The sequence below is a fragment of the Pseudomonas sp. YA1 genome (assembly GCF_058680555.1).
This window is the reverse complement of sequence record NZ_JBZWBG010000025.1, coordinates 72,474-91,255: the sequence shown is the minus strand read 5'-3', so window position 1 is coordinate 91,255 and position 18,782 is coordinate 72,474. Positions and strand designations below refer to the sequence as shown.

Annotated in this window: 19 protein-coding genes; 4 read left to right on the top strand and 15 right to left on the bottom strand. The window is 68.7% G+C overall.

What is annotated here, in order from left to right:
• Positions 1-2: 2 nt before the first annotated feature.
• The 5 genes from arsH to AC4OR5_RS27940 all read right to left on the bottom strand — a co-directional run bounded on the left by arsH (position 3) and on the right by AC4OR5_RS27940 (position 3,825).
• Positions 3-695 (bottom strand): arsenical resistance protein ArsH, encoded by a 693-nt coding sequence (gene arsH / locus AC4OR5_RS27960; RefSeq protein ID WP_058159998.1) that lies wholly within the window; start codon positions 693-695, stop codon positions 3-5.
• Between the two features lie 11 nt (positions 696-706).
• A complete protein-coding gene (locus AC4OR5_RS27955; protein ID WP_003112098.1) occupies positions 707-1,177 on the bottom strand; it encodes an arsenate reductase ArsC in 471 nt (156 codons plus the stop codon).
• A gap of 31 nt (positions 1,178-1,208) precedes the next feature.
• A complete protein-coding gene (locus AC4OR5_RS27950; protein WP_003089314.1) occupies positions 1,209-2,492 on the bottom strand; it encodes an arsenic transporter in 1,284 nt (427 codons plus the stop codon).
• A gap of 13 nt (positions 2,493-2,505) precedes the next feature.
• Positions 2,506-2,856, bottom strand: coding sequence for a metalloregulator ArsR/SmtB family transcription factor (locus AC4OR5_RS27945; protein ID WP_003089312.1), 351 nt, complete (start codon positions 2,854-2,856; stop codon positions 2,506-2,508).
• Positions 2,857-2,934: 78 nt separating this feature from the next.
• On the bottom strand, positions 2,935-3,825 hold the full coding sequence (locus tag AC4OR5_RS27940) for an AraC family transcriptional regulator (protein ID WP_003110753.1): 891 nt from the start codon (positions 3,823-3,825) through the stop codon (positions 2,935-2,937).
• 208 nt (positions 3,826-4,033) lie between these two features.
• Here AC4OR5_RS27940 and AC4OR5_RS27935 point away from each other — a divergent pair, with 208 nt between their 5' ends.
• Entirely contained in the window at positions 4,034-5,095 is a 1,062-nt protein-coding gene (locus AC4OR5_RS27935; RefSeq protein ID WP_023097611.1) for an NAD(P)-dependent alcohol dehydrogenase, read from the top strand.
• A 24-nt stretch (positions 5,096-5,119) separates the two neighbouring features.
• Here the strand turns inward: AC4OR5_RS27935 and pumA are convergent, their stop codons facing one another.
• Complete coding sequence (pumA, locus tag AC4OR5_RS27930) at positions 5,120-5,497, bottom strand: monooxygenase PumA (protein ID WP_033959030.1); 378 nt, start codon at positions 5,495-5,497, stop codon at positions 5,120-5,122.
• A 77-nt stretch (positions 5,498-5,574) separates the two neighbouring features.
• Between pumA and soxR the strand changes: the two genes are divergently transcribed.
• Complete coding sequence (soxR, locus tag AC4OR5_RS27925; RefSeq protein ID WP_003089301.1) at positions 5,575-6,045, top strand: redox-sensitive transcriptional activator SoxR; 471 nt, start codon at positions 5,575-5,577, stop codon at positions 6,043-6,045.
• A gap of 7 nt (positions 6,046-6,052) precedes the next feature.
• Here the strand turns inward: soxR and AC4OR5_RS27920 are convergent, their stop codons facing one another.
• The 3 genes from AC4OR5_RS27920 to AC4OR5_RS27910 all read right to left on the bottom strand — a co-directional run bounded on the left by AC4OR5_RS27920 (position 6,053) and on the right by AC4OR5_RS27910 (position 8,985).
• Positions 6,053-7,750, bottom strand: a complete 1,698-nt coding sequence (locus AC4OR5_RS27920; protein WP_023125959.1) for a peptidoglycan D,D-transpeptidase FtsI family protein — start codon at positions 7,748-7,750, stop codon at positions 6,053-6,055.
• A gap of 121 nt (positions 7,751-7,871) precedes the next feature.
• Positions 7,872-8,387, bottom strand: a complete 516-nt coding sequence (locus AC4OR5_RS27915; protein ID WP_003139434.1) for a GNAT family N-acetyltransferase — start codon at positions 8,385-8,387, stop codon at positions 7,872-7,874.
• Between the two features lie 7 nt (positions 8,388-8,394).
• Positions 8,395-8,985 (bottom strand): TetR/AcrR family transcriptional regulator, encoded by a 591-nt coding sequence (locus AC4OR5_RS27910; RefSeq protein WP_003113746.1) that lies wholly within the window; start codon positions 8,983-8,985, stop codon positions 8,395-8,397.
• A 146-nt stretch (positions 8,986-9,131) separates the two neighbouring features.
• Between AC4OR5_RS27910 and AC4OR5_RS27905 the strand changes: the two genes are divergently transcribed.
• On the top strand, positions 9,132-10,337 hold the full coding sequence (locus tag AC4OR5_RS27905) for an MFS transporter (RefSeq protein WP_003117816.1): 1,206 nt from the start codon (positions 9,132-9,134) through the stop codon (positions 10,335-10,337).
• Here the strand turns inward: AC4OR5_RS27905 and AC4OR5_RS27900 are convergent.
• Complete coding sequence (locus tag AC4OR5_RS27900) at positions 10,301-11,371, bottom strand: CTP synthase C-terminal region-related (seleno)protein (RefSeq protein WP_058159999.1); 1,071 nt, start codon at positions 11,369-11,371, stop codon at positions 10,301-10,303. The genes AC4OR5_RS27905 and AC4OR5_RS27900 overlap by 37 nt on opposite strands.
• Before the next feature lie 86 nt (positions 11,372-11,457).
• Between AC4OR5_RS27900 and AC4OR5_RS27895 the strand changes: the two genes are divergently transcribed.
• Entirely contained in the window at positions 11,458-12,354 is an 897-nt protein-coding gene (locus AC4OR5_RS27895; RefSeq protein WP_009315794.1) for a LysR family transcriptional regulator, read from the top strand.
• 99 nt (positions 12,355-12,453) lie between these two features.
• Here AC4OR5_RS27895 and AC4OR5_RS27890 read toward each other — a convergent pair whose 3' ends face one another.
• From AC4OR5_RS27890 to AC4OR5_RS27870, 5 genes are all read right to left on the bottom strand, one after another.
• On the bottom strand, positions 12,454-13,773 hold the full coding sequence (locus AC4OR5_RS27890) for a cytochrome c (protein ID WP_015502926.1): 1,320 nt from the start codon (positions 13,771-13,773) through the stop codon (positions 12,454-12,456).
• Positions 13,774-13,784: 11 nt separating this feature from the next.
• On the bottom strand, positions 13,785-15,560 hold the full coding sequence (locus AC4OR5_RS27885) for a GMC family oxidoreductase (protein ID WP_019484369.1): 1,776 nt from the start codon (positions 15,558-15,560) through the stop codon (positions 13,785-13,787).
• Between the two features lie 2 nt (positions 15,561-15,562).
• A complete protein-coding gene (locus AC4OR5_RS27880) occupies positions 15,563-16,279 on the bottom strand; it encodes a gluconate 2-dehydrogenase subunit 3 family protein (protein WP_003110746.1) in 717 nt (238 codons plus the stop codon).
• A 167-nt stretch (positions 16,280-16,446) separates the two neighbouring features.
• Positions 16,447-17,433: a 2-hydroxyacid dehydrogenase gene (locus tag AC4OR5_RS27875; protein ID WP_003120140.1), complete on the bottom strand. Its 987-nt coding sequence runs from the start codon at positions 17,431-17,433 to the stop codon at positions 16,447-16,449.
• A gap of 18 nt (positions 17,434-17,451) precedes the next feature.
• A complete protein-coding gene (locus AC4OR5_RS27870) occupies positions 17,452-18,759 on the bottom strand; it encodes an MFS transporter (RefSeq protein WP_003110744.1) in 1,308 nt (435 codons plus the stop codon).
• Positions 18,760-18,782 lie beyond the last annotated feature (23 nt).

Genomic DNA, 18,782 nt, shown 5'->3' with positions numbered 1-18,782 from the left:
GCTCAGAGCGAACGCTGGTCGACCCGCGCGGCAAGCTGCGCGGCGCTTTCCTTGCGCTCCGAATAGCGGTCCACCAGGAACTCCGTGCGCTCGCGCAGGAGCAGGGTGAACTTGAACAACTCCTCCATCACGTCGACCACCCGGTCGTAGTAGGGCGATGGCTTCATCCGGCCCGCTTCGTCGAACTCCAGGTAGGCCTTGGGAACCGAGGACTGGTTGGGGATGGTGAACATGCGCATCCAGCGACCCAGCACGCGCAACTGGTTGACCACGTTGAACGACTGCGAGCCGCCGCAGACCTGCATCAGCGCCAGGGTCTTGCCCTGGGTCGGGCGCACCGCCCCGAGCGCCAGGGGAATCCAGTCGATCTGCGCCTTGAATACCGCGGACAGCGCACCGTGGCGCTCGGGCGAGCACCAGACCTGACCTTCCGACCACTGCACCAGGTCGCGCAACTCGCGGACCTTGGGATGCTCCACCGGTGCATCGTCGGGCAATGGCAGCCCGGAAGGGTCGAAAATCCGCGTTTCGGCGCCGAAGCGTTCGAGCAGGCGTGCGGCCTCCAGCACCAGCAGGCGGCTGAAGGAGCGCTCGCGGGTCGAGCCGTAGAGCAGGAGGATGCGCGGCCTGTGCCCGGAGACGGGGGGCAGGTCGCCGAGCAGTGCGGAATCGAGGTTGGGTAGTTGTTCGGACATGCTTCCTCCGGTCAGAGCGAGCCGATGCGCTCCAGCTCGCGCTTGAGCTGGTCGCGATCCAGGGTGGCGAAGGGCAGGCCGAGGAAGGCTCGGCAACGCTGTTCGATGCGTGCCAGGGTGGCGTGGAACGCCGCATCCCGCAGGGCTTCGTCGCCATCCAGGGCGGAGGGATCGGCCAGGCCCCAATGGGCCTTCAGCGCTGCGCCGAGATACAGCGGGCAGGCTTCCCCCGCGGCGGCGTCGCAAACGGTGATGACGATGTCCGGCGGTGCGCCTTCGAAGGCTTCGCTGCCCTTGCTGTACAGGCCGTGGGTGGCGATGCCGGCCTGTTCGAGGGTCGCCAGGCTGCGCGGATGCACCCGCCCGCTGGGCTGGCTGCCGGCGCTGCATGCCTCGAAACCCGGCGGGGCCAGGTGGTTGAACATGGCTTCGGAAAGAATGCTGCGGCAACTGTTGGCCGTGCACATGAACAGGACTCGCATGGGATGCTCCTGCCGCCGTCGCCGGCGGCCGTCAGATGGCCAGGCGCAGGGCCAGGGCCGAAAGGGTCGCCAGCAGGACCGGCAGGGTCAGCAGGGCGCCGACCCTGAAGTAGTAGCCCCAGGTGATGCGCATGCCTTTGCGCGCCAGCACGTGCAGCCAGAGGAGCGTCGCCAGGCTGCCGATAGGGGTGATCTTCGGCCCCAGGTCGCAGCCGATGACGTTGGCGTAGATCATCGCTTCGCGCACCGCGCCGGCGGTGTCGCTGGCCTGGATCGACAGGGCGCCGAGCAGCACGCTGGGCATGTTGTTCATTACCGACGAGAGGGCGGCGGAAAGCAGTCCGGTACCCAGCGCGGCCGCCCATACGCCGTGCTCGGCCAGGCGGTTCAGGAGCTGCGCCAGGAGGTCGGTGAGACCGGCGTTCTTCAGGCCGTAGACCACCAGGTACATGCCCAGCGAGAAGACCACGATCTGCCAGGGCGCTTCGCGCAGCACCCGCCGGGTCGAGATCACCCGCCCGCGCCCGGCCACCGCCAGCAGCAGCGCCGCACAGGTCGCGGCCACCGCGCTGACGGGGACGCCCAGCGGCTCCAGGGCGAACAGCCCGGCGAGCAGGACCAGCAGCATCCAGCCACCGACGACGAAGGTCGCGCGGTCGCGGATCGCCGCCCGCGGCGGCTTCAATTGCTCCAGCGCATAGACCGGCGGCAGGTCGCGGCGGAAATAGAGGAACAGCACCAGCAGGGAGGTCGCGACGCTCACCAGGTTTACCGGCAACATCACCGCGGCGTACTCGCCGAAGCCGAGCCCGAAGTAGTCGGCCGAGACGATGTTCACCAGGTTCGAGACCACCAGCGGCAGGCTGGCGCTGTCGGCGATGAAGCCCGCCGCCATGACGAAGGCCAGGGTCGCCGCCGGGCTGAAGCGCAGGGCCAGCAGCATCGACATCACGATGGGCGTGAGGATCAGCGCCGCGCCGTCGTTGGCGAACAGCGCCGAGACCGCCGCGCCGAGCAGCACGCAGAAGGCGAACAGGCGCCGGCCGTCGCCGCCGGCCCAGCGCGCGACGTGCAGCGCTGCCCATTCGAAGAAGCCGGCCTCGTCCAGCAGCAGGCTGATGACGATCACCGCGATGAAGGTGGCGGTCGCATTCCAGACGATGTTCCAGACGGTCGGGATGTCGCCCGGCGCGACGCTGCCCAGCGCCAGGGCGAGCAGGGCGCCGATGCTGGCGCTCCAGCCGATGCCGAGGCCCCTGGGCTGCCAGATGACCAGGACCAGGGTGAACAGGAAGATGGCGAAGGCGATCAGCATGGGGCGGCTCGCGCTATTGGCAGCAGGCGGAGGCGCGCTGCGGGCGGCCGTCCATGTCGCGCAGGCGCGCGGCGTCGGCTTGCAGCCAGTCGCCGTTGGCCCGCAGGGTCACTTGCAGGACTTCGTGGATCCAGGCCGGCAGCGCAGGGTTCAGGCGGTAATACACCCACTGGCCCTGGCGACGGTCGAGGAGCAGCCCGGCACTACGCAACTGGGCCAGGTGGCGGCTGATCTTCGGCTGGCTGTCGGCGAGGGCGCACATCAGTTCGCAGACGCACAGTTCGCCCTGGTCGACGATCAGCAGGGTGGCGCGAACGCGCGTCTCGTCGGCCAGGCACTTGAACACTTCGGCGGGGCTGGGCATCGCTGGGCCTTCCTGAATATATGGAAAGCCGAATATACGGACATCCGTATGTATTGCAAGCGCCCCCGCTCCCGCCGGCTAGCGGCGGGCGGCCTGGACTTCCTCGCTCGGCGTGCGCCCGAAGTAGCGCTTGAACTCGCGGCTGAACTGCGAGGGGCTCTCGTAGCCGACCTGGTTGGCGGCGGTACTGGCGTTCAGCCCGTCCTGCACCATCAGGCTCCAGGCCTTGTACAGGCGCACGCTCTTCAGGTACTGGAGGGGCGAGGTGAAGGTCATCGCCTTGAAGTTGTGGTGGAAGGTCGACACGCTCATGTTCGCCTCGCGAGCCAGGGTGTCGATGTCCAGCGCACTGGCGTAGTCGGTGTGGATGCGCCGCAGGGCCCTGGCCATGCGCCCGTAGCCGCTGTGCCGGCCGGCCACCGCACGCAGGGCGTTGCCCTGCTCGCTGCGCAGGGCGCGGAAGATGATCTCGCGGACCAGTTGCGGGCCGAGGATATGGCTGTCCAGCGGGCTCTGCAGGCAGCGCAGCAGGCGCATCACCGCATCGGCCATGCCCGCGTCCAGCGGTACTGACGCCATCGGCGCGCTGGGCGCCAGTTCGTTGTCGTCGTCGCTGCCGGGAGCCTCTTCCATCTGTAGCAGCAGTTCCTTCAAGGTGCCGATTTCCACGTCGACGCTCACTCCCAGCAAGGGCTCGGCGGCGGAGGCGTGGGTTTCGCATTCGAACGGCAGGGGCACCGACATCACCAGGTAGCGTTCGGCGTCATAGCGGTAGGTTTCGCCACCGAGGAAACCGATCTTCTGGCCCTGGGCGAGGATGCAGATGCGCGGCTCGTAGAACACCGGGCTGCGCGGATAGGCCTGTTCGGCGCGCATCAGGCGGACGCCGGGGATGCGGGTGGCGTCGAAACCCGGTTCGCCTTGCAGGGTGGTGATCAGCGACGCCATGTCGGTGGAAGTAGTGCTCATGCCTTGGCTGTTTCTCCAGGAGGGGAGGCAAACGTAGCAACCCCGCGCGCGCCTGGGCAGTGGCGGGACGCAACATCGGCACGAATGGGCAAGGCTTCGACAGGAATGGACATTCTGCGGCGGCGCCCATCCGGCGAACAATTGCCCCCCGAACGGACCGCCGCCAGCAGGTCGTCGCGGCCCGCCATCCTGCGAAGAGGACACACCGATGACCCTACAGATCCGCGGCTACGCCGCCCAGTCCGCCAGCGCCCCGCTGGCCGCCCATCGCTTCGAACGCCGCGCGCCGCGCGCCGACGACCTGGTGATCGACATCCTCTACTGCGGCGTCTGCCACTCGGACCTCCATCAGGCGCGCAACGAATGGCACAACAGCCTGTACCCGCTGGTGCCGGGCCACGAGATCATCGGCCGGGTCGCCAGCGTCGGCGAGGCGGTGAGCGGGTTCGCGGTCGGCGAACTGGTCGGCGTCGGCTGCATGGTCGACTCCTGCCGGCACTGCGCCGCCTGCGCCGAGGGCCTGGAGCAGTATTGCGCGGAATACCCGACCCTGACCTACAACGGCCGCGACCGCCACGACGGCCTGCCGACCTTCGGTGGCTACTCGGAGCGCATCGTGGTCTCCTCCAGGTTCGTCCTGCGCATTCCCCAGGGGCTCGACCCGAAGGCGGCGGCGCCGCTGCTGTGCGCCGGGATCACGTCCTACTCGCCACTGCGTCACTGGAAGATCGGCCCCGGTAGCCGGGTGGCGGTGGTCGGCCTGGGCGGCCTCGGTCACATGGGCCTGAAGTTCGCCAGGGCGCTCGGTGCCGAGGTGGCCCTGTTCACCCGCTCGCCGGGCAAGGAGGAGGAAGCGCGGCGGCTCGGCGCCGACCAGGTGATCCTTTCCACCGACCCACAGCGGATGGCCGCCGTCGCCGGACGCTTCGACCTGATCCTGGACACCGTGCCGCACCAGCACGACCTCAATCCCTACCTGGCGACCCTCAAGCGCGACGGCACCCTCGTGCTGGTCGGCCTGCTCGAGCCGCTGGAGCCGGCGGTGCACGGTGCGCAACTGGTGATGGGGCGCCGCTCGATCGCCGGCTCGGCCATCGGCGGCATCGCCGAGACCCAGGAAATGCTGGATTTCTGCGCGGCCCACGGGATCGCCTGCGACATCGAGATGATCGAGATCCAGCAGATCAACCAGGCCTACGAGCGGATGCTGGCCAGCGACGTGAAGTATCGCTTCGTGATCGACATGGCCTCCCTGCAGAAGTCCTTCTGAGACGGGCCGTCGGCGCCGGCGGGCTCAGCAGCCCTCGGCGTCGACCAGGAAGGTCTCGAAACGCACGCTTTTCGCCCCCAGCCGCCAGACGCCCGCGCTCAGCGGGCCTGGCGCGTCCTCCCGGGCTTGCCAGGCGCGTTCGCAGTCCTCGCGTGAACGCCAGCAGGTGTAGTTCAGCACGTGCTGGCCGTCCTCGCTGGGGTGCAGGCTGGCGGACAGGTAGCCCGGGCAGTTCCTGAAGCAGCGTTCCAGGCGTTGCAGGTGCGCGTTCTGTTCCAGCGCCAGCGACAACTGGCTGGCGGGTTCCACCTCGATATCGATGAGTTGCGCGTAGCACGGCGACCGCTCGCTAGCGGCCGGGCACTGGTCGTCGGTGCAGCAGTAGGAGGAGGGGATGAGCATGGCGGGTTACTCCGGGGGACTTGTGTCGAGGGCCGGCCCAGGGTAAAACCTCAAGCAAACTTGAGGTCAAGCCAATCATGAAGAATTCCTGCGCATCCCGCGAACTGAGCGTCGGCGAACTGGCCAGGCGTGCCGGCGTGGCGGTCTCCGCCCTGCATTTCTACGAAACCAAGGGGCTGATCAGCAGCCAGCGCAACGCCGGCAACCAGCGGCGCTTCAGTCGCGAGACGCTACGCCGGGTGGTGGTGATCAAGGTCGCCCAGCGGGTCGGCATTCCCCTCGCGGAGATCGCTCGCGCCCTGCAGACCCTGCCGGCGGGGCGTAGCCCTAGCGCGGCGGACTGGGCGCGCCTGTCGGCGCAGTGGAAGGAGGATCTCACCGAGCGCATCGACAAGCTGCTGCTGTTGCGCGACCAACTGGACGGCTGCATCGGTTGCGGCTGCCTGTCGCTCCAGGCCTGCCCGTTGCGCAACCCCGGCGACCAGCTTTCCGCCGAGGGGCCGGGAGCGCACTGGCTGGACGCCGAGGGCCGCGAGCACGACGGCTAGGCAGCGGTCAGCCGTGGTGCTGGCGGTCGGCGACGGCCGGGCTGTCCTGCAGGTTGTCCGGCGGGATCGCCAGGGCGCGTAGCGATCCGGCCATGATGTCGCTGAAGGTGGGCGCCGAGACCAGGCCGCCGAAGTAGCCGATCCTGGTCGGCGAATCGATCATCACCGCCAGCACCAGTTGCGGGTCGGACGCCGGCGCCATGCCGACGAACAGCGAACGGTAGGACTTGTCCGCGTAGCCCCGGCCCGAGGCCTTGCGCGCGGTGCCGCTCTTGCCCGCCACGTGGTAGCCCGGCACGCGGGCGCGGACCACGCCCTTCGGGTCTTCCACCACGGTTTGCAGCATCGCCCGGATGCGCCGTGCGATCTGCGGGTCCATCGCCTGGCGCACCTGGTTCTGCGGGTTGTCGCGGAGCAGGCTGAGCGGCACCAGCTTGCCGTCGTTGGCGAACACCGAGTAGGCCTGGGCCAGCTCGGCGGTGTTCACCGCCAGGCTGTAGCCGAACGACATGCTGGCGGTGGCGATGTTCGACCATTTCTCGTGGAACGGCAGGTAGCCCGGGTTCTCGCCGGGGAAGCCCAGCGACAGCGGCGCGCCGAAACCGACCCGGCCGAGCTGTTCGAGGATCGGCTTGGGTCCGATCTGCAGGGCGACCTTGCTCATGCCGATGTTCGAGGAGTTGATCAGCACCCCGGTCATGGTCAGTACGTCGCGCCGGGCGACGTCGTGGATGGTGTGCCCGTCGATGGTCATCCAGCCCGGTGCCACGCTGACTTGACTGTTCTCGTCGAACTTGCCGGAGGCCAGCGCCGCCGACATGCTGAACGGCTTGATCACCGAGCCCGGCTCGAAGGTATCGGTGAGGGTGCGGTTGCGCATGAAGGCCGGGGCGAAGCTGGCGCGGTTGTTCGGGTTGTAGGAGGGGAAGTTGGCCATCGCCAGGATCTGCCCGCTCTTCGGGTTCACCAGGACCGCCGAGCCGGAGTGCGCACCGAACTTGAGCACGGCCTTTTCCAGCGCCTTGTAGGCGATGAACTGTAGTCGCAGGTCGATGCTCAGGGCCACGTCCTGGCTGGCCTTGGGCGTCTTCAGCACCTTGATGCTGTTGACCAGCGAGCCGCGCGGGTTGATCGCCACCTCGCGTACCCCGTCCTTGCCGCTCAGCCAGTCGTTGAAGCCCAGTTCGGTGCCTTCCTGGCCGCGGCCGTCGATGTTGACCAGGCCGATCAACTGCGCGGTCAGCTCGGAACTGGGGTAGAAACGCTTGTATTCCTTGATCTGGTGTACCCCCGTTATGCCCAGGGCCATCACCTCGCTGGCCTCGATCGGCGACAGGCCGCGCTCGAGGTAGAGGAAGCGCTTGTTCGGGTTGGCCTGGAGCTGGGCCAGCAGCGGCGCCGCGGGGCGGTGCAGGGCCCCGGCCAGGCGTGGCACCTCGTCGAGGTGGTCGGCCATTTCCCTGGGGTTGCACCAGATCGACGCGACTTCGGTGGATACCGCCAGCGGCTCGCCGTTGCGGTCGGTGATCATGCCGCGGGTGACCGGGATCGGCAGGTCGCGGATCGAGCGGAGGTCGCCCTGGTCGGCGAGGAATTCGTGGTCGTGGACCTGGAGATAGACCAACCGTCCGGAGACGGCCAGGGAGGCGAGGACGAACAGGGTGACGACAAGGATGAAGCGGTAGTTTCGGCGTTGGCTGCTCATGCAAGGGCACACTGGGGAAGAGGGAGAGCGGAAGCCCGTCCGGGGCAGCGCTGAAACATCCTGTTGCAGTTGGCAACTGTACCGCCACCCGCCACCCGCCGGTCAAGCCCTTTGCCGCCGCCTAGAGCAGCAGGCGCATCGCGCAGCGGCTGTCGGCGGCGAAGCCGATCTCCTGCTCGTGGCCGAGGATCGCGCGCAGGCGCTCGCCGGCTTCCTGCCAGGTCAGCCGCTGGAAGCCCAGGCGTGCGTAGAACGGCGCGTTCCAGGGCACGTCGCAGAAGGTGGTCAGGGTCAGCGCCCGGCAGTGGCTGGCGTGGGCGTAGGTCACCGCGCGCTCCAGCAGGCGGCGGCCCAGGCCCTGTTGCTGGTGGGCCTGGGCGATGGACAACTCGGCGATGTGTAACTCGTCGGCGCAGCGTTCGGCGGCGAGGAAGCCGACCGGCTGGCCATCGGCGTCTTCCGCCAGCCAGTGGCTGCCGCGCTCGATCAGGCGGCGATGGAAGTCCACCCCGGCGACCCCGGCGTCGGCGATCCAGGCCAGCTCGGGCAGCAGGCGGAAGCTTTCTCCGGCTGAGCGCTCGATGGCCGGGAGCAGCGCGGCGTCCTCGTCGCGGCTGGTTCTGATGCGGTAGTCCATTGGCTTTTCACTCCATGAGCAGGCCGTCGAGCAGCACGTCCAGGGCCTGGCAGGCCCTGGCCAGGCTCTCCGGCGGGTGTTCGGCGTTGGCGATACGCAGGGCGGCGTCCACCAGCGCGCCGTTGAGCAACCATGCCAGGGCCTCGGCGTCGGTGCGGCGGACCCGCCCGCTGTCCATCAGTTCGCGCAGTTGCCCGGTCATCGAGCTTAGGCAGCGCAGTTGGCTGGCCTCGCTGCTGGGGCTGCCGAGGATGGCCGGGGCATCGCGCAGGACGATACGCTGGATTTCCGCTTCCAGGGCCATTTCCAGGTAGGCGCGGTTGTAGGCGCGGAAGCCGCTCCAGAGGTCTTCGCCGGCAGCCAGGATGGCGCCGAGGCGAAGGTTCATCTCGTCGTCGATCTGCTGCACCACCGCGGCCAGCAGGCCTTTCTTGTCGCCGAAGTGGTGATACAGCGCGCCGCGGGTGAGGCCGGCGCTGGCGGTCAGTTCGTCCATCGAGGCGCCGGCGTAGCCGTTGTCGGCGAACGCTCGGCGCGCGGCGTCGATCAGCTTGGCGCGGGTTTCCTCGATCATCTCGGCGCGAGGCTTGCGGGCCATGCGAGGTCTCCGGGTGGCGAAGGGGCTTCAGGATAATTGACATACGCTGCGTATGTCTCCATGATTTTTGACATACGCAGCGTATGTAAATTTCGTCTTCTCCCGTCGTCGCCGGTTCCGCTGGAGCCGGCCAGCCGAGGCTTTCCATGAGCAACCCCTATCTCGAACTGTTCGCCGCGCCCGGCGCCAAGGGCTTTTCAGCCGCCGGCCTGCTGGCGCGGATGCCCCTGTCGATGACCGGCCTGGGCATCGTCACCATGCTTTCCCAGGTGCATGCCGACTACTGGCTGGCCGGTACCGTGGCGGCCACCTTCGTGTTCTGCAATGCCTTGCTCGCGCCGCAGGTATCGCGCCTGGTGGACCGCTTCGGCCAGGGCCGGGTGCTGCTCCCGGCCGCGCTGGCCAGCGCCCTGGCGATGAGCGCGCTGTTGCTGTGTACGCACTATCGAGCGCCGAACGCCTGGCTCTACCTGTTCGCGCTGCTCGCCGGAGCGATGCCGAGCATGCCGGCCATGGTGCGGGCGCGCTGGACCGAACTGTACCGGGGCTCGCCGAAGCTGCACACGGCGTTTTCCTTCGAATCGGTGATGGACGAGGTGTGCTACATCATCGGGCCGGTGCTGGCGGTGAGCCTCAGCGTCGGCTGGTTCGCCGAGGCGGGGCCGCTGCTGGCGACGCTGTTCCTGGTCGCCGGGGTGAGCCTGTTCAGCCTGCAACGCGGCACCGAACCGCCGCTGCATGCCCATCCGCGGCGCCGCGCCGGCAGCGCGCTGGCCTATCCGGCGGTACGCGTGCTGGCGCTGGTGCTGGCCGCCATCGGGGTGATCTTCGGCGCGGTGGAAGTGGTCAGCGTGGCCTTCGCCGAGGCGCACGGCAACAAGGCTGCGGCAAGCCTGGTGTTGTCGGTCTATGCCGTCGGCTCATGTCTCGCGGGATTGCTGTTCGGGCTGCTGCGCTGGCGCCTGGCGCTTTCCCGGCAACTGCTCTGCATGGTTACGCTGATGGCCCTGAGCCTGATGCCGCTGCTAGGGGTGGAGAGCATCCTCGCGCTTGCCCTGACCGTGCTGGTGGCCGGTTTCAGCGTGGCGCCGACGATGATCCTGGCCATGGGCCTGGTCGAGCGCGCGGTGGACCCGGCGCGCCTCACCGAAGGCCTGACCTGGGCCATCACCGGGCTGGGCATCGGCATGGCCCTGGGCTCGGCGCTGGCCGGTTGGGTGGTGGAGGGCTACGGCGCCGCCAGCGGTTTCCTCGTCGCGGTCGGCGCCGGCTGGCTGGCCTGGCTGCTGGCCCTGGCCTGCTTCCGGGTGCTGGCTCAGGACGAGGCCGGCGACTGCGCGGTGTCCGGCTGAGCCGGGAAGGCGTATTCGCGTTCGACCCGGGCGATCCGCGCGCTGAAACCGGCGTACCAGTCGCGCCGGCCGCGCGCCTGGGCGTCGCGGTGCTCCGCGTGGCGGCTCCAGGCACGGATCGCCGCCTCGCTGTCCCAGTAGGAGACGGTGATGCCGAAACCGTCGGCGCCGCGGACCGACTCCACGCCGAGATAGCCCGGCTGGCGGCTGGCCAGTTCCAGCATGCGCTCGGCCGCTTCGGCGTAGCCGTCGTCGACGGCGCTGCGGTGGGAGCTGAAGATCACTGCGTAATAGGGCGTAGGGCCGCGCCGCGGGCGGTCGCGGCGCTGCGTCCGGCACGCCTCGACGAACGCCTTCGGCAGTGGCGGCAGGACGCCGGCCAGGGCTGCCCGCTCGGGTTGGAACAGGGTGGCGACGAAGAACGGATGCTGTTCCAGCTCCACCGCGCGGATCGCCCCGTCGGCGCTCCAGGCGCTGGCCCGCAGTGCGCCGCCGGTAAGTTCCGCGGCGAAGCGCGGGGCGATTGCGTAGCGGCAGTGGTAGTCCGCCTCGATCCAGTTAGCGGCATACGCCAGGGCCAGGCGCGAGCCGCGCAGCAGGCGGACTTCCTCGCGGGCTTCGAGCAGGGCGCAGGGCAGGGCGGCGATCACCGCCTGGTCGCTGTGCGGATGCTCCTCGCCATGGGTCGCCGCCTGCCAGCCGAGGGCGTTGCGGGCGAACTCGAGGATCGTGTGCTGGAAGCCGGCGCAGGTACCGAGGAACGGCCGGCGCCGGCCCCGGGCATGGGCGATCAGGCGCAGCACCGCGTCGGCGTCGCGATAGGGGCTGCCCGGCACGCACCAGAACCCGTCATAGCGCTCCAGCGCCGGTTCGGCGGGCAGGCGGTCGCTGGCCAGCCAGTCGAATGCGATCTCCAGGCCGAGTGCCTCGCCGGCCAGGCGCAGGGCCAGGGGAATCGCCTGGTGGGCGGTGATGTGCGGGTCGTGGTCGCCGACCAGGGCAATGCGCAGCGGCGCCGCGGGAGGGGTGGACATCCGTTTTCGCTCCAGTTTCGCCACGCCGGTTGGCGGGCCCTGGCGCTCACTCTATAGTTGCGTTTCCGCACTCGATATCGGCGCCAATGCAAAAGATGAATGCACCGCTGCAATATCGCCTGGACCATGCCGATCTTGCCCTGGTCCTCGCCCTGGTTCGCGGCGGCAGCCTGGCGCGGGCCGCGGAGTTGCTCAGGGTCGATGTGTCGACGGTCTTCCGGGCCATCCGCCGGCTGGAGAAGAACCTCGGCAAGGCGTTGTTCGACAAGAGCCGCAGCGGCTACCTGGCGAACCAGACCGCCCGCCGCCTGGCGCAGCAGGCGGAACTGGCGGAACAGGCGCTGGAGGCGGCGCGCATCGGCCTCGAACTGGAGCGCGAGGTGCTCAGCGGTACCGTGCGCCTGACCTGCTCCGACGCCGTCCTGCATGGCCTGCTGCTGCCGGCGCTGGCGCGCTTCATGCCTGGCTATCCGGCCCTGCAACTGGAGCTGGCGACCTCCAACGACTTTGCCAACCTCAGCCGGCGCGACGCCGACATCGCCCTGCGCATGACCCGCACGCCGCCGGAACACCTGGTCGGGCGCAACCTCGGCGAGGTGCGCTACGTGCTCTGCGCCAGCGAACGCTACCTGGAGGGCCGCGACGCGGCGGAGCCCGCCATGCTGCACTGGATCGCCCCGGACGATTTCCTTCCCGACCACCCGAGCGTGGTCTGGCGTCGTCGACACTATCCCGGGGTGCTGCCGGCCTACCGCTGCAACGGTGTGCTGGCGGTAGCCGAGATGGCCCGCGCCGGCCTCGGCCTGGCGGCGATCCCCGCCTACCTGCTACGCGACGGCGACGGCCTGCGGGTACTGGACGCCGACCTCGAGGGCTGCGCCAGCGCCCTGTGGCTGCTGACCCGTCCGGACTGCCGGGCGTTGCGCTCGGTGGTCGCGTTGTTCGACGAGCTGGGGCGGCATGTGCGCTTGGGTGATGAGTGAAGGGGGAGGGCCGTGCCCGGTACGGCGCGCTCCCGCTCCCCAACCCTCTCCCGCGAGCGGGAGAGGGGCTGGAATGGCGTTTCGCCAGAGGTCTGGCGCTCAGCCGCGATCCGCCGCGGCCGGTCCCGGCGGCGGAATGTCGCCCACCGCCGCCGCGCCGGTGTCCTTGCGCAGGCGCTTGACCTCGTCGACGCTGACGCTTGGCGCCTGGTTGCCCCAACTGGTGCGGATGAAGTTGACCACGTCGGCGATCTCCTGGTCGTTCATCCGCCAGCCGAACGGCGGCATGGTGAAGCTCGACGGTGCCTGGTGGGTGGCCGGCAGGGTGCCGCCCTTGAGCACGATGTGCACCAGGGAGGTCGGGTCGCTGCCGGTCACCACCGGGTTGCCGGCCAGGGCCGGGAAGACCCGCGCATAGCCCTTGCCGTCGGTGCGGTGGCAGGCCCCGCAGTTGTCGACGTAGAGCGCCGCGCCGGTCTTGCTGTCGTCGCCGTGGAACAGTGCCTGGGCCACGCTCTCGTCGTAGACGTGCGGCTGGTCGGCGGGGTCCGCCGGCGGCAGCGACTTGAGGTAGCGGGCGATGGCGGTGAGGTCGGCGTCGGTCATGTACTGCATGCTGTGCACCACCACGTCGGACATGCCGCCGAACACCGCGCTGCGCTCGCTGCGGCCGGTGCGCAGGAAGCTGACCAGGTCGGCTTCGCTCCAACTGCCCAGTCCGGTCCGGTGGTCGCCGCGCAGGCTCTTGGCGATCCAGTTCTCCAGCGGCGCGCTGCCGGACAGGTAGGCCGCGCCATCGCTCGCCGCCAGGGCCTTCTCCTGCATGCCCAGCCCACGCGGGGTATGGCAGGCGCCACAGTGGCCGAGGCCTTCGACCAGGTAGGCGCCGCGCGCCAGCACCGGGTCCTGCCCGGCGGCGGCCTGGAAGTCCTTCACCTCGGGAGCGAAGGTCCAGCGCCAGAATGCCAGCGGCCAGCGCATCGACAGCGGCCAGGGGATGTCGCTGGCCTTGTTGGGCTGCTCCACCGGCTCCACGCCATGCATGAAGTAGGCGTAGAGGGCGCGCATGTCCGCTTCGCTGACTCGCGCGTAGGACGGGTAGGGCATCGCCGGGTAGAGGGTGTCGCCGGACCTGGCCACGCCGTGGCGCACGGCGCGGTCGAAGTCCTCGAAGCTGTAGTCGCCGATGCCGGTCTTGCGGTCCGGGGTGATGTTGGTCGAGTACACCGCGCCGATCGGCGTTTCCATCGGCAGGCCCCCGGCGAACGGCTTGCCGTCCCTGGCGGTGTGGCAGGCTACGCAATCGCCGGCGCGGGCCAGGTATTCGCCCTGCCTGACCAGGGCCGGGTCCGGCGCTGCGGCGGCCTGGGCGATGCCGCAGGCGAGGGCGGAGAGGGCGAGGAAGGCTGTCGGTTTCATCGTTGCGCTCCTCATGCCTGCACCAGCGGACCGGGGTTCTTCAGGTATTGCTCGCGGATCGCCTTGGCCGACCAGTAGGCCAGCGCCGCCACCAGCCCAGTGGGGTTGTAGCCGGTGCCCTGGGGGAAGGCCGAGGCGCCCATGACGAAGACGTTGTGCACGTCCCAGCTCTGCAGGTAGCGGTTGAGCACGCTGGTCTTCGGATCGCTGCCCATGATCGCCCCGCCGAGCAGGTGGGTGGTCTGGTAGACCCGTGTATTGAAGTGGTCGCCGAAGTTCTTGACGCTCACCGAGATGGCCTTCGGGTTCATCGCTTCGGCGATCTTGCGCATGTGCTCGGTGACGTAGCGGCTCATGCGGATCTCGTTGTCCTTCCAGTCGAAGGTCATGCGCAGCAGTGGCTGGCCGTAGGCGTCCTTGTAGGTCGGGTCGAGGTCGAGGTAGTTGTCGCGGTAGGTCATGTTGCTGCCGTGGGCGTCCATCGACACGGTGTGCGTGTAGGCGTCCTTGACCGCCTGTTTCCAGCCGCTGCCCCAGCTCGGCGTGCCGGGCGGCACGGCGAGGCCGCCGATCGGCTTGGAGCCGGCCTGGTTGACCCACATCGGCGAGCCGCCGACGAAGCCCAGCGGTCCGTGGTCGAAGTTGTCGGCGTTGAAGTCGTCCACCGCCACGCCGCCGCCGCCGGTGCCGACGAAGGGGTTGGTATGCACGTCCTTGTCGAAGAACGCCTTGATGGTGGCCATGTTCTGGTAGGCGAAGTTCTTCCCCACCACGCCCTCGCCGGTGCGCGGGTCGTAGGGCTTGCCGATGCCGGAGAGCAGCAGCAGGCGCACGTTGTGGAACTGGAAGGCGCTGATGATCACCAGCTTCGCCGGCTGCACGATCTCGCGCCCCTGGGCGTCGACGTAGGTCACGCCGGTGGCCTGCCTGCCGTCGCTGTCGAGGTTGACCTTGAGCACGTTGCAGTTGGCGCGCAGTTCGAACAGCGGGGTCTGGCGCAGCGCCGGCAGGATGTTCAGGTTCGGCGAGGCCTTGGAATACATGTAGCAGGCGTAGCCGCTGCAGAAGCCGCAGAAGTTGCACGGCCCCATCTGCACCCCGTAGGGGTTGGTCCAGGGCCCCGAAGCGTTGGCCGCCGGCAGGTCGTAGGGGTGCAGGCCGAGTTCCTCGGCGGCCTTGCGGAACAGTTGCGCGGAGTACACCTGGCGCAACGCCGGCAGCGGGAAGTCGTCCGAGCGGTCGGCGGCGAACGGATTGCCCGTGCCGACCACCTGGCCCTTGACCGTATGCGCGGTGCCGGAGGTGCCGAAGACCTTCTCGGCGAAATCGAAGTGCGGCTCCAGCTCTTCGTAGCTGACCCCGTAGTCCTGGATGGTCATGCCTTCGGGGATGAATTTCTTGCCGTAGCGCTCCTCGTAGTGACTGCGCAAGCGCAGTTCCTCGGGCATGATCCGGAAATGCACGCCGGACCAGTGCAGGCCGGCGCCACCGACGCCGTCGCCGGGAAGGAAGGCGGAGAGCTGGCGGTAGGGCAGCGCGGTGTCGTTGATCCCGTGGCGGATGCTCACGGTGCTCTTGGAGAGATTCTGGAACAGCTTGCCGCGGGTGTTGTAGGTCAGCTCGTCGAGGGTGTTGGGGTAGGCGCCGTCGGGATAGGTATCGCGGTTCTCGCCGCGCTCCAGCGCCACCACGTTGAGCCCGGCCTCGGTCAGCTCCTTGGCGAGGATCGCTCCGGTCCAGCCGAAGCCGACCACCACCGCGTCCACCGGTTTGAGTGTCGTCGCCATGTTCAGCCCCTCTCGCCGGAAATCGCCACCGGCGGGAAGGGATACTTCTCGCCACGGTCGGCCCAGTCCATGAAGTCGGCGCGGGCGCCGGGGAAACCGACCAGCTTCCAGCCCACTAGGCCGCGATTGCCGCCGTGCTGCGGATCGGAGAAGAAGCCTTCGTGGGTGTTCTGCAGCAACTGGCCGAAGAGCAGCTTGGCCGGCAGGTCCTGCAGGTCGATCTGGCCGGCTTCCAGGCGTTGCAGGATGTCGTCCTGCGCCGACGGCTCCAGCTCGGCGAACGGCTTGCCCTGGTTGGCCTTGCTCCAGCGTTCCAGGGCGGCGATGCCGACCCGGTAGATGTCGCGTGGCACCAGCTTCAACTGATGGCCGAACTCCGGCGCGGCGTCGGTGACGAACGGCCCCTGCATGTACCAGAGGGCGCCGTGCCCGTAGGGGGTTTCCATCTGTCGGTCGATGAACTCCGGCACCCCGGCCTCGATGGCGCCGGGGCCGTTGTCGTCGCTGGGGATCAGTCGCGCCACCGCGGCGTTGACGAAAGCCCATTCGGTGTTGGTGAAGAAGCGAGGCTGGTAGCGTTCGCGGGGTTTGTCCTGCTCGGCGGCGGGCGTCTGCATGGCATGGCCGACGCCATAGCCGGCCAGGGTCACCGCCGGGATCACGGTCAGGGTCTTGCGCAGGAAGTCGCGGCGGCCGTTGACGGCCTTGTCATCGGGCATGGTGGGGTCCTCTCTGGATCATCACGGTTTCGTCTTTCTGATAATGATTAGCAGGCTAATTATAAGTTCATGTGTCACGTTGAAAAAACGTTTCAGCAAGGATTCAGGCAGGCCAATACCGGCAAGTGAAGCAGAACGGCGCGCCGGGCGTCGGCCCGGCGCGGCCTTCAGGCGCCTCGCCGTCGCGCCCAGGCCGAAGGATTGACCAGGTTCAGCGGCCGCTCGCCGGCGAGGGCGGCCAGCAGGTTGTCTACCGCGCAGCGGGCCATGGCTTCGCGGGTTTCCTCGGTGGCCGAGCCGATGTGCGGGGTGGCCACCACGTTCGGCAGGCGCAGCAGCGGCGAGTCGGGAGACAGCGGCTCGCGCTCGAACACGTCGAGGCCGGCGGCGCGGATCCGCCGCTGGGCCAGGGCCTCGATCAGGGCCGCCTCGTCGACCACCCGGCCACGGGAGATGTTGATGAAGATCGCCTGCGGGCGCATCCGGGCGAACTGCGCGGCACCGATCAGGCCTTCGGTGGCGGCGGTCAGCGGCAGGGTCAGGCAGACGAAGTCGGATTCCTCGAGCAGCGCGTCGAGGGGGCGGTAGCTCGCTGCGTAACGTTCTTCGACGTGGGGCTTCGGGCTATGGCTGTGGTACAGCACGCGCATGCCGAAGCCGTGGTGCCCGCGCCGGGCCAGGGCCTCGCCGATGCGGCCCATGCCGACGATACCGAGGGTCTTGCCATGCACGTCGGTACCGAACTGGGCGGCGCCGACGCTCTTCTTCCATTCCCCGGCGCGCACCCAGCCGGCCAGTTCCACTACCCGCCGGGCTGTCGCCAGGATCAGCGCGAAGCCGGTGTCGGCGGTGGTCTCGGTGAGCACGTCGGGGGTATTGCTGAGGAGGATGCCGCGGCGGTCGAGGTAGTCGATGTCATAGTTGTCGACGCCCACCGAGACGCTGGCGATGGCTTCCAGTCGCGGTGCCAGGTCGAGCAGTCCGGCGTCCAGGCGCAGGCTGGCGCCGAGCAGGCCGTGGGCCTCGGGCAGGGCGTCGCGCAGGCGGGCCAGGCCGTCGCGGCCGGGCTCCTCGACCAGGAGCACCTCGACCCGTTCGCGCAGGCGTTCCATCAGGGGCGCGGAGAGACGTTTGTAGAGAACCACTTTCTTCATCGGATGCTCCGGAGTCGGTCAGGGGTGGGCCGGCGCCGCCCGCCGCGAGGCGTGCGCGCGAGCGGCATCGGGCTCGCGCTTGTCGGCGTGCGGGTTGAGGAACACGGTGAGCAGCACCGACAGCAGCAGCGCTCCGCTCATGAACAGATAGGAAGCCCCGGGCCCGCCGGTGATGCCGTTCAGGTAGCCGACCAGCCAGGAGCCGGAGAACGAGCCCAGCGCGCCCATGCTGTTGATCAGCGCCATGGCGCCGCCGGCGACGTTGGCCGGGAGGACTTCCGGGACGATGGCGAAGAACGGTCCGTAGGGCGCGTACATGCAGGCCCCGGCCAGCACCAGCAGGGCGTAGGACAGCCAGAAGTGCTCGCTGCCGAGGGCGTAGGAACCGTAGAAGGCGATGGACGCGATGAGCAGCGGCGGCCAGACGAAACGCTTGCGTTTCTGCAACCGGTCCGAGGCCCAGGACACCCCGAGCATGGCGATCACCGCCGCCAGGTAGGGCAGCGCCGACAGCCAGCCGGCTTCGATGATGTCGATGTTGGCGCCGTGCTTGAGGATCGACGGCAACCAGAGGACGAAGCCGTAGACGCCGATGCTCCAGCAGAAATACTGCAGCGAGAGGACGATGACCTTTGGCGAACGGAACGCCTCGCGGTAGTTCTTCACCGGCTTGATGCCCTGCTGCTCGGCGGCTAGGGCGTCTTCCAGGGCGCGTTTTTCCGAGCCGCTCAGCCAGGCGGCCTGGCGCGGGCGGTCATCCACCAGGCGCCACCAGATGAAGGCCCAGATCACCGCCGGCAGGCCTTCGATGATGAACATCCAGCGCCAGCTGAAATGCTCCACCAGGTAGCCGGAGACCACCGACATCCAGAGGATGGTCACCGGGTTGCCGAGGATCAGGAAGGTATTCGCCCGCGAGCGCTCGGCGCGGGTGAACCAGTGGCAGAGGTAGACCAGCATCGCCGGCATCACCGCCGCCTCGACCACGCCGAGGAGGAAGCGGATGCCGATCAGCAGGTAGACGTTGGCGACCATCCCGGTCAGGGTGGCCAGTCCGCCCCAGAGGATCAGGCTGACGAAGATCAGCTTCTTGACGCTGCGCTTTTCCGCGTAGATCGCCCCCGGCACCTGGAAGAAGAAGTAACCGAGGAAGAACAGCGCGCCCAGCAGCGAGGACAGCCCGGGGGTGATCCGCAGGTCGTCGGCCATCCCGGAGGCGGCGGCGAAGCCGTAGTTGGCGCGGTCCAGGTAGGCCAGGCTGTAGGTGACGAAAACGATCGGCATGATGTACCACCAGCGGCTGCTGGCGAGGCGAGGCATGGTCATGGTCGGGTATCTCCTGAGCTTGT

Excerpts from the sequence above, each read along its gene's own strand:
- AC4OR5_RS27950 (WP_003089314.1), bottom strand. The coding sequence starts at position 2,492 with ATGCTGATCGCCTTCGCCATCTTCCTGTTCACCCTGGTCCTGGTCATC.
- AC4OR5_RS27910 (WP_003113746.1), bottom strand. The coding sequence starts at position 8,985 with ATGGCCCGCAAGCCTCGCGCCGAGATGATCGAGGAAACCCGCGCCAAG.
- AC4OR5_RS27905 (WP_003117816.1), top strand. The coding sequence starts at position 9,132 with ATGAGCAACCCCTATCTCGAACTGTTCGCCGCGCCCGGCGCCAAGGGC.
- AC4OR5_RS27955 (WP_003112098.1), bottom strand. The coding sequence starts at position 1,177 with ATGCGAGTCCTGTTCATGTGCACGGCCAACAGTTGCCGCAGCATTCTT.
- AC4OR5_RS27920 (WP_023125959.1), bottom strand. The coding sequence starts at position 7,750 with ATGAGCAGCCAACGCCGAAACTACCGCTTCATCCTTGTCGTCACCCTG.
- AC4OR5_RS27875 (WP_003120140.1), bottom strand. The coding sequence starts at position 17,433 with ATGAAGAAAGTGGTTCTCTACAAACGTCTCTCCGCGCCCCTGATGGAA.
- AC4OR5_RS27885 (WP_019484369.1), bottom strand. The coding sequence starts at position 15,560 with ATGGCGACGACACTCAAACCGGTGGACGCGGTGGTGGTCGGCTTCGGC.
- AC4OR5_RS27870 (WP_003110744.1), bottom strand. The coding sequence starts at position 18,759 with ATGACCATGCCTCGCCTCGCCAGCAGCCGCTGGTGGTACATCATGCCG.
- soxR (WP_003089301.1), top strand. The coding sequence starts at position 5,575 with ATGAAGAATTCCTGCGCATCCCGCGAACTGAGCGTCGGCGAACTGGCC.
- AC4OR5_RS27915 (WP_003139434.1), bottom strand. The coding sequence starts at position 8,387 with ATGGACTACCGCATCAGAACCAGCCGCGACGAGGACGCCGCGCTGCTC.
- AC4OR5_RS27935 (WP_023097611.1), top strand. The coding sequence starts at position 4,034 with ATGACCCTACAGATCCGCGGCTACGCCGCCCAGTCCGCCAGCGCCCCG.
- pumA (WP_033959030.1), bottom strand. The coding sequence starts at position 5,497 with ATGCTCATCCCCTCCTCCTACTGCTGCACCGACGACCAGTGCCCGGCC.
- AC4OR5_RS27900 (WP_058159999.1), bottom strand. The coding sequence starts at position 11,371 with ATGTCCACCCCTCCCGCGGCGCCGCTGCGCATTGCCCTGGTCGGCGAC.
- arsH (WP_058159998.1), bottom strand. The coding sequence starts at position 695 with ATGTCCGAACAACTACCCAACCTCGATTCCGCACTGCTCGGCGACCTG.
- AC4OR5_RS27945 (WP_003089312.1), bottom strand. The coding sequence starts at position 2,856 with ATGCCCAGCCCCGCCGAAGTGTTCAAGTGCCTGGCCGACGAGACGCGC.
- AC4OR5_RS27890 (WP_015502926.1), bottom strand. The coding sequence starts at position 13,773 with ATGAAACCGACAGCCTTCCTCGCCCTCTCCGCCCTCGCCTGCGGCATC.
- AC4OR5_RS27940 (WP_003110753.1), bottom strand. The coding sequence starts at position 3,825 with ATGAGCACTACTTCCACCGACATGGCGTCGCTGATCACCACCCTGCAA.
- AC4OR5_RS27895 (WP_009315794.1), top strand. The coding sequence starts at position 11,458 with ATGCAAAAGATGAATGCACCGCTGCAATATCGCCTGGACCATGCCGAT.
- AC4OR5_RS27880 (WP_003110746.1), bottom strand. The coding sequence starts at position 16,279 with ATGCCCGATGACAAGGCCGTCAACGGCCGCCGCGACTTCCTGCGCAAG.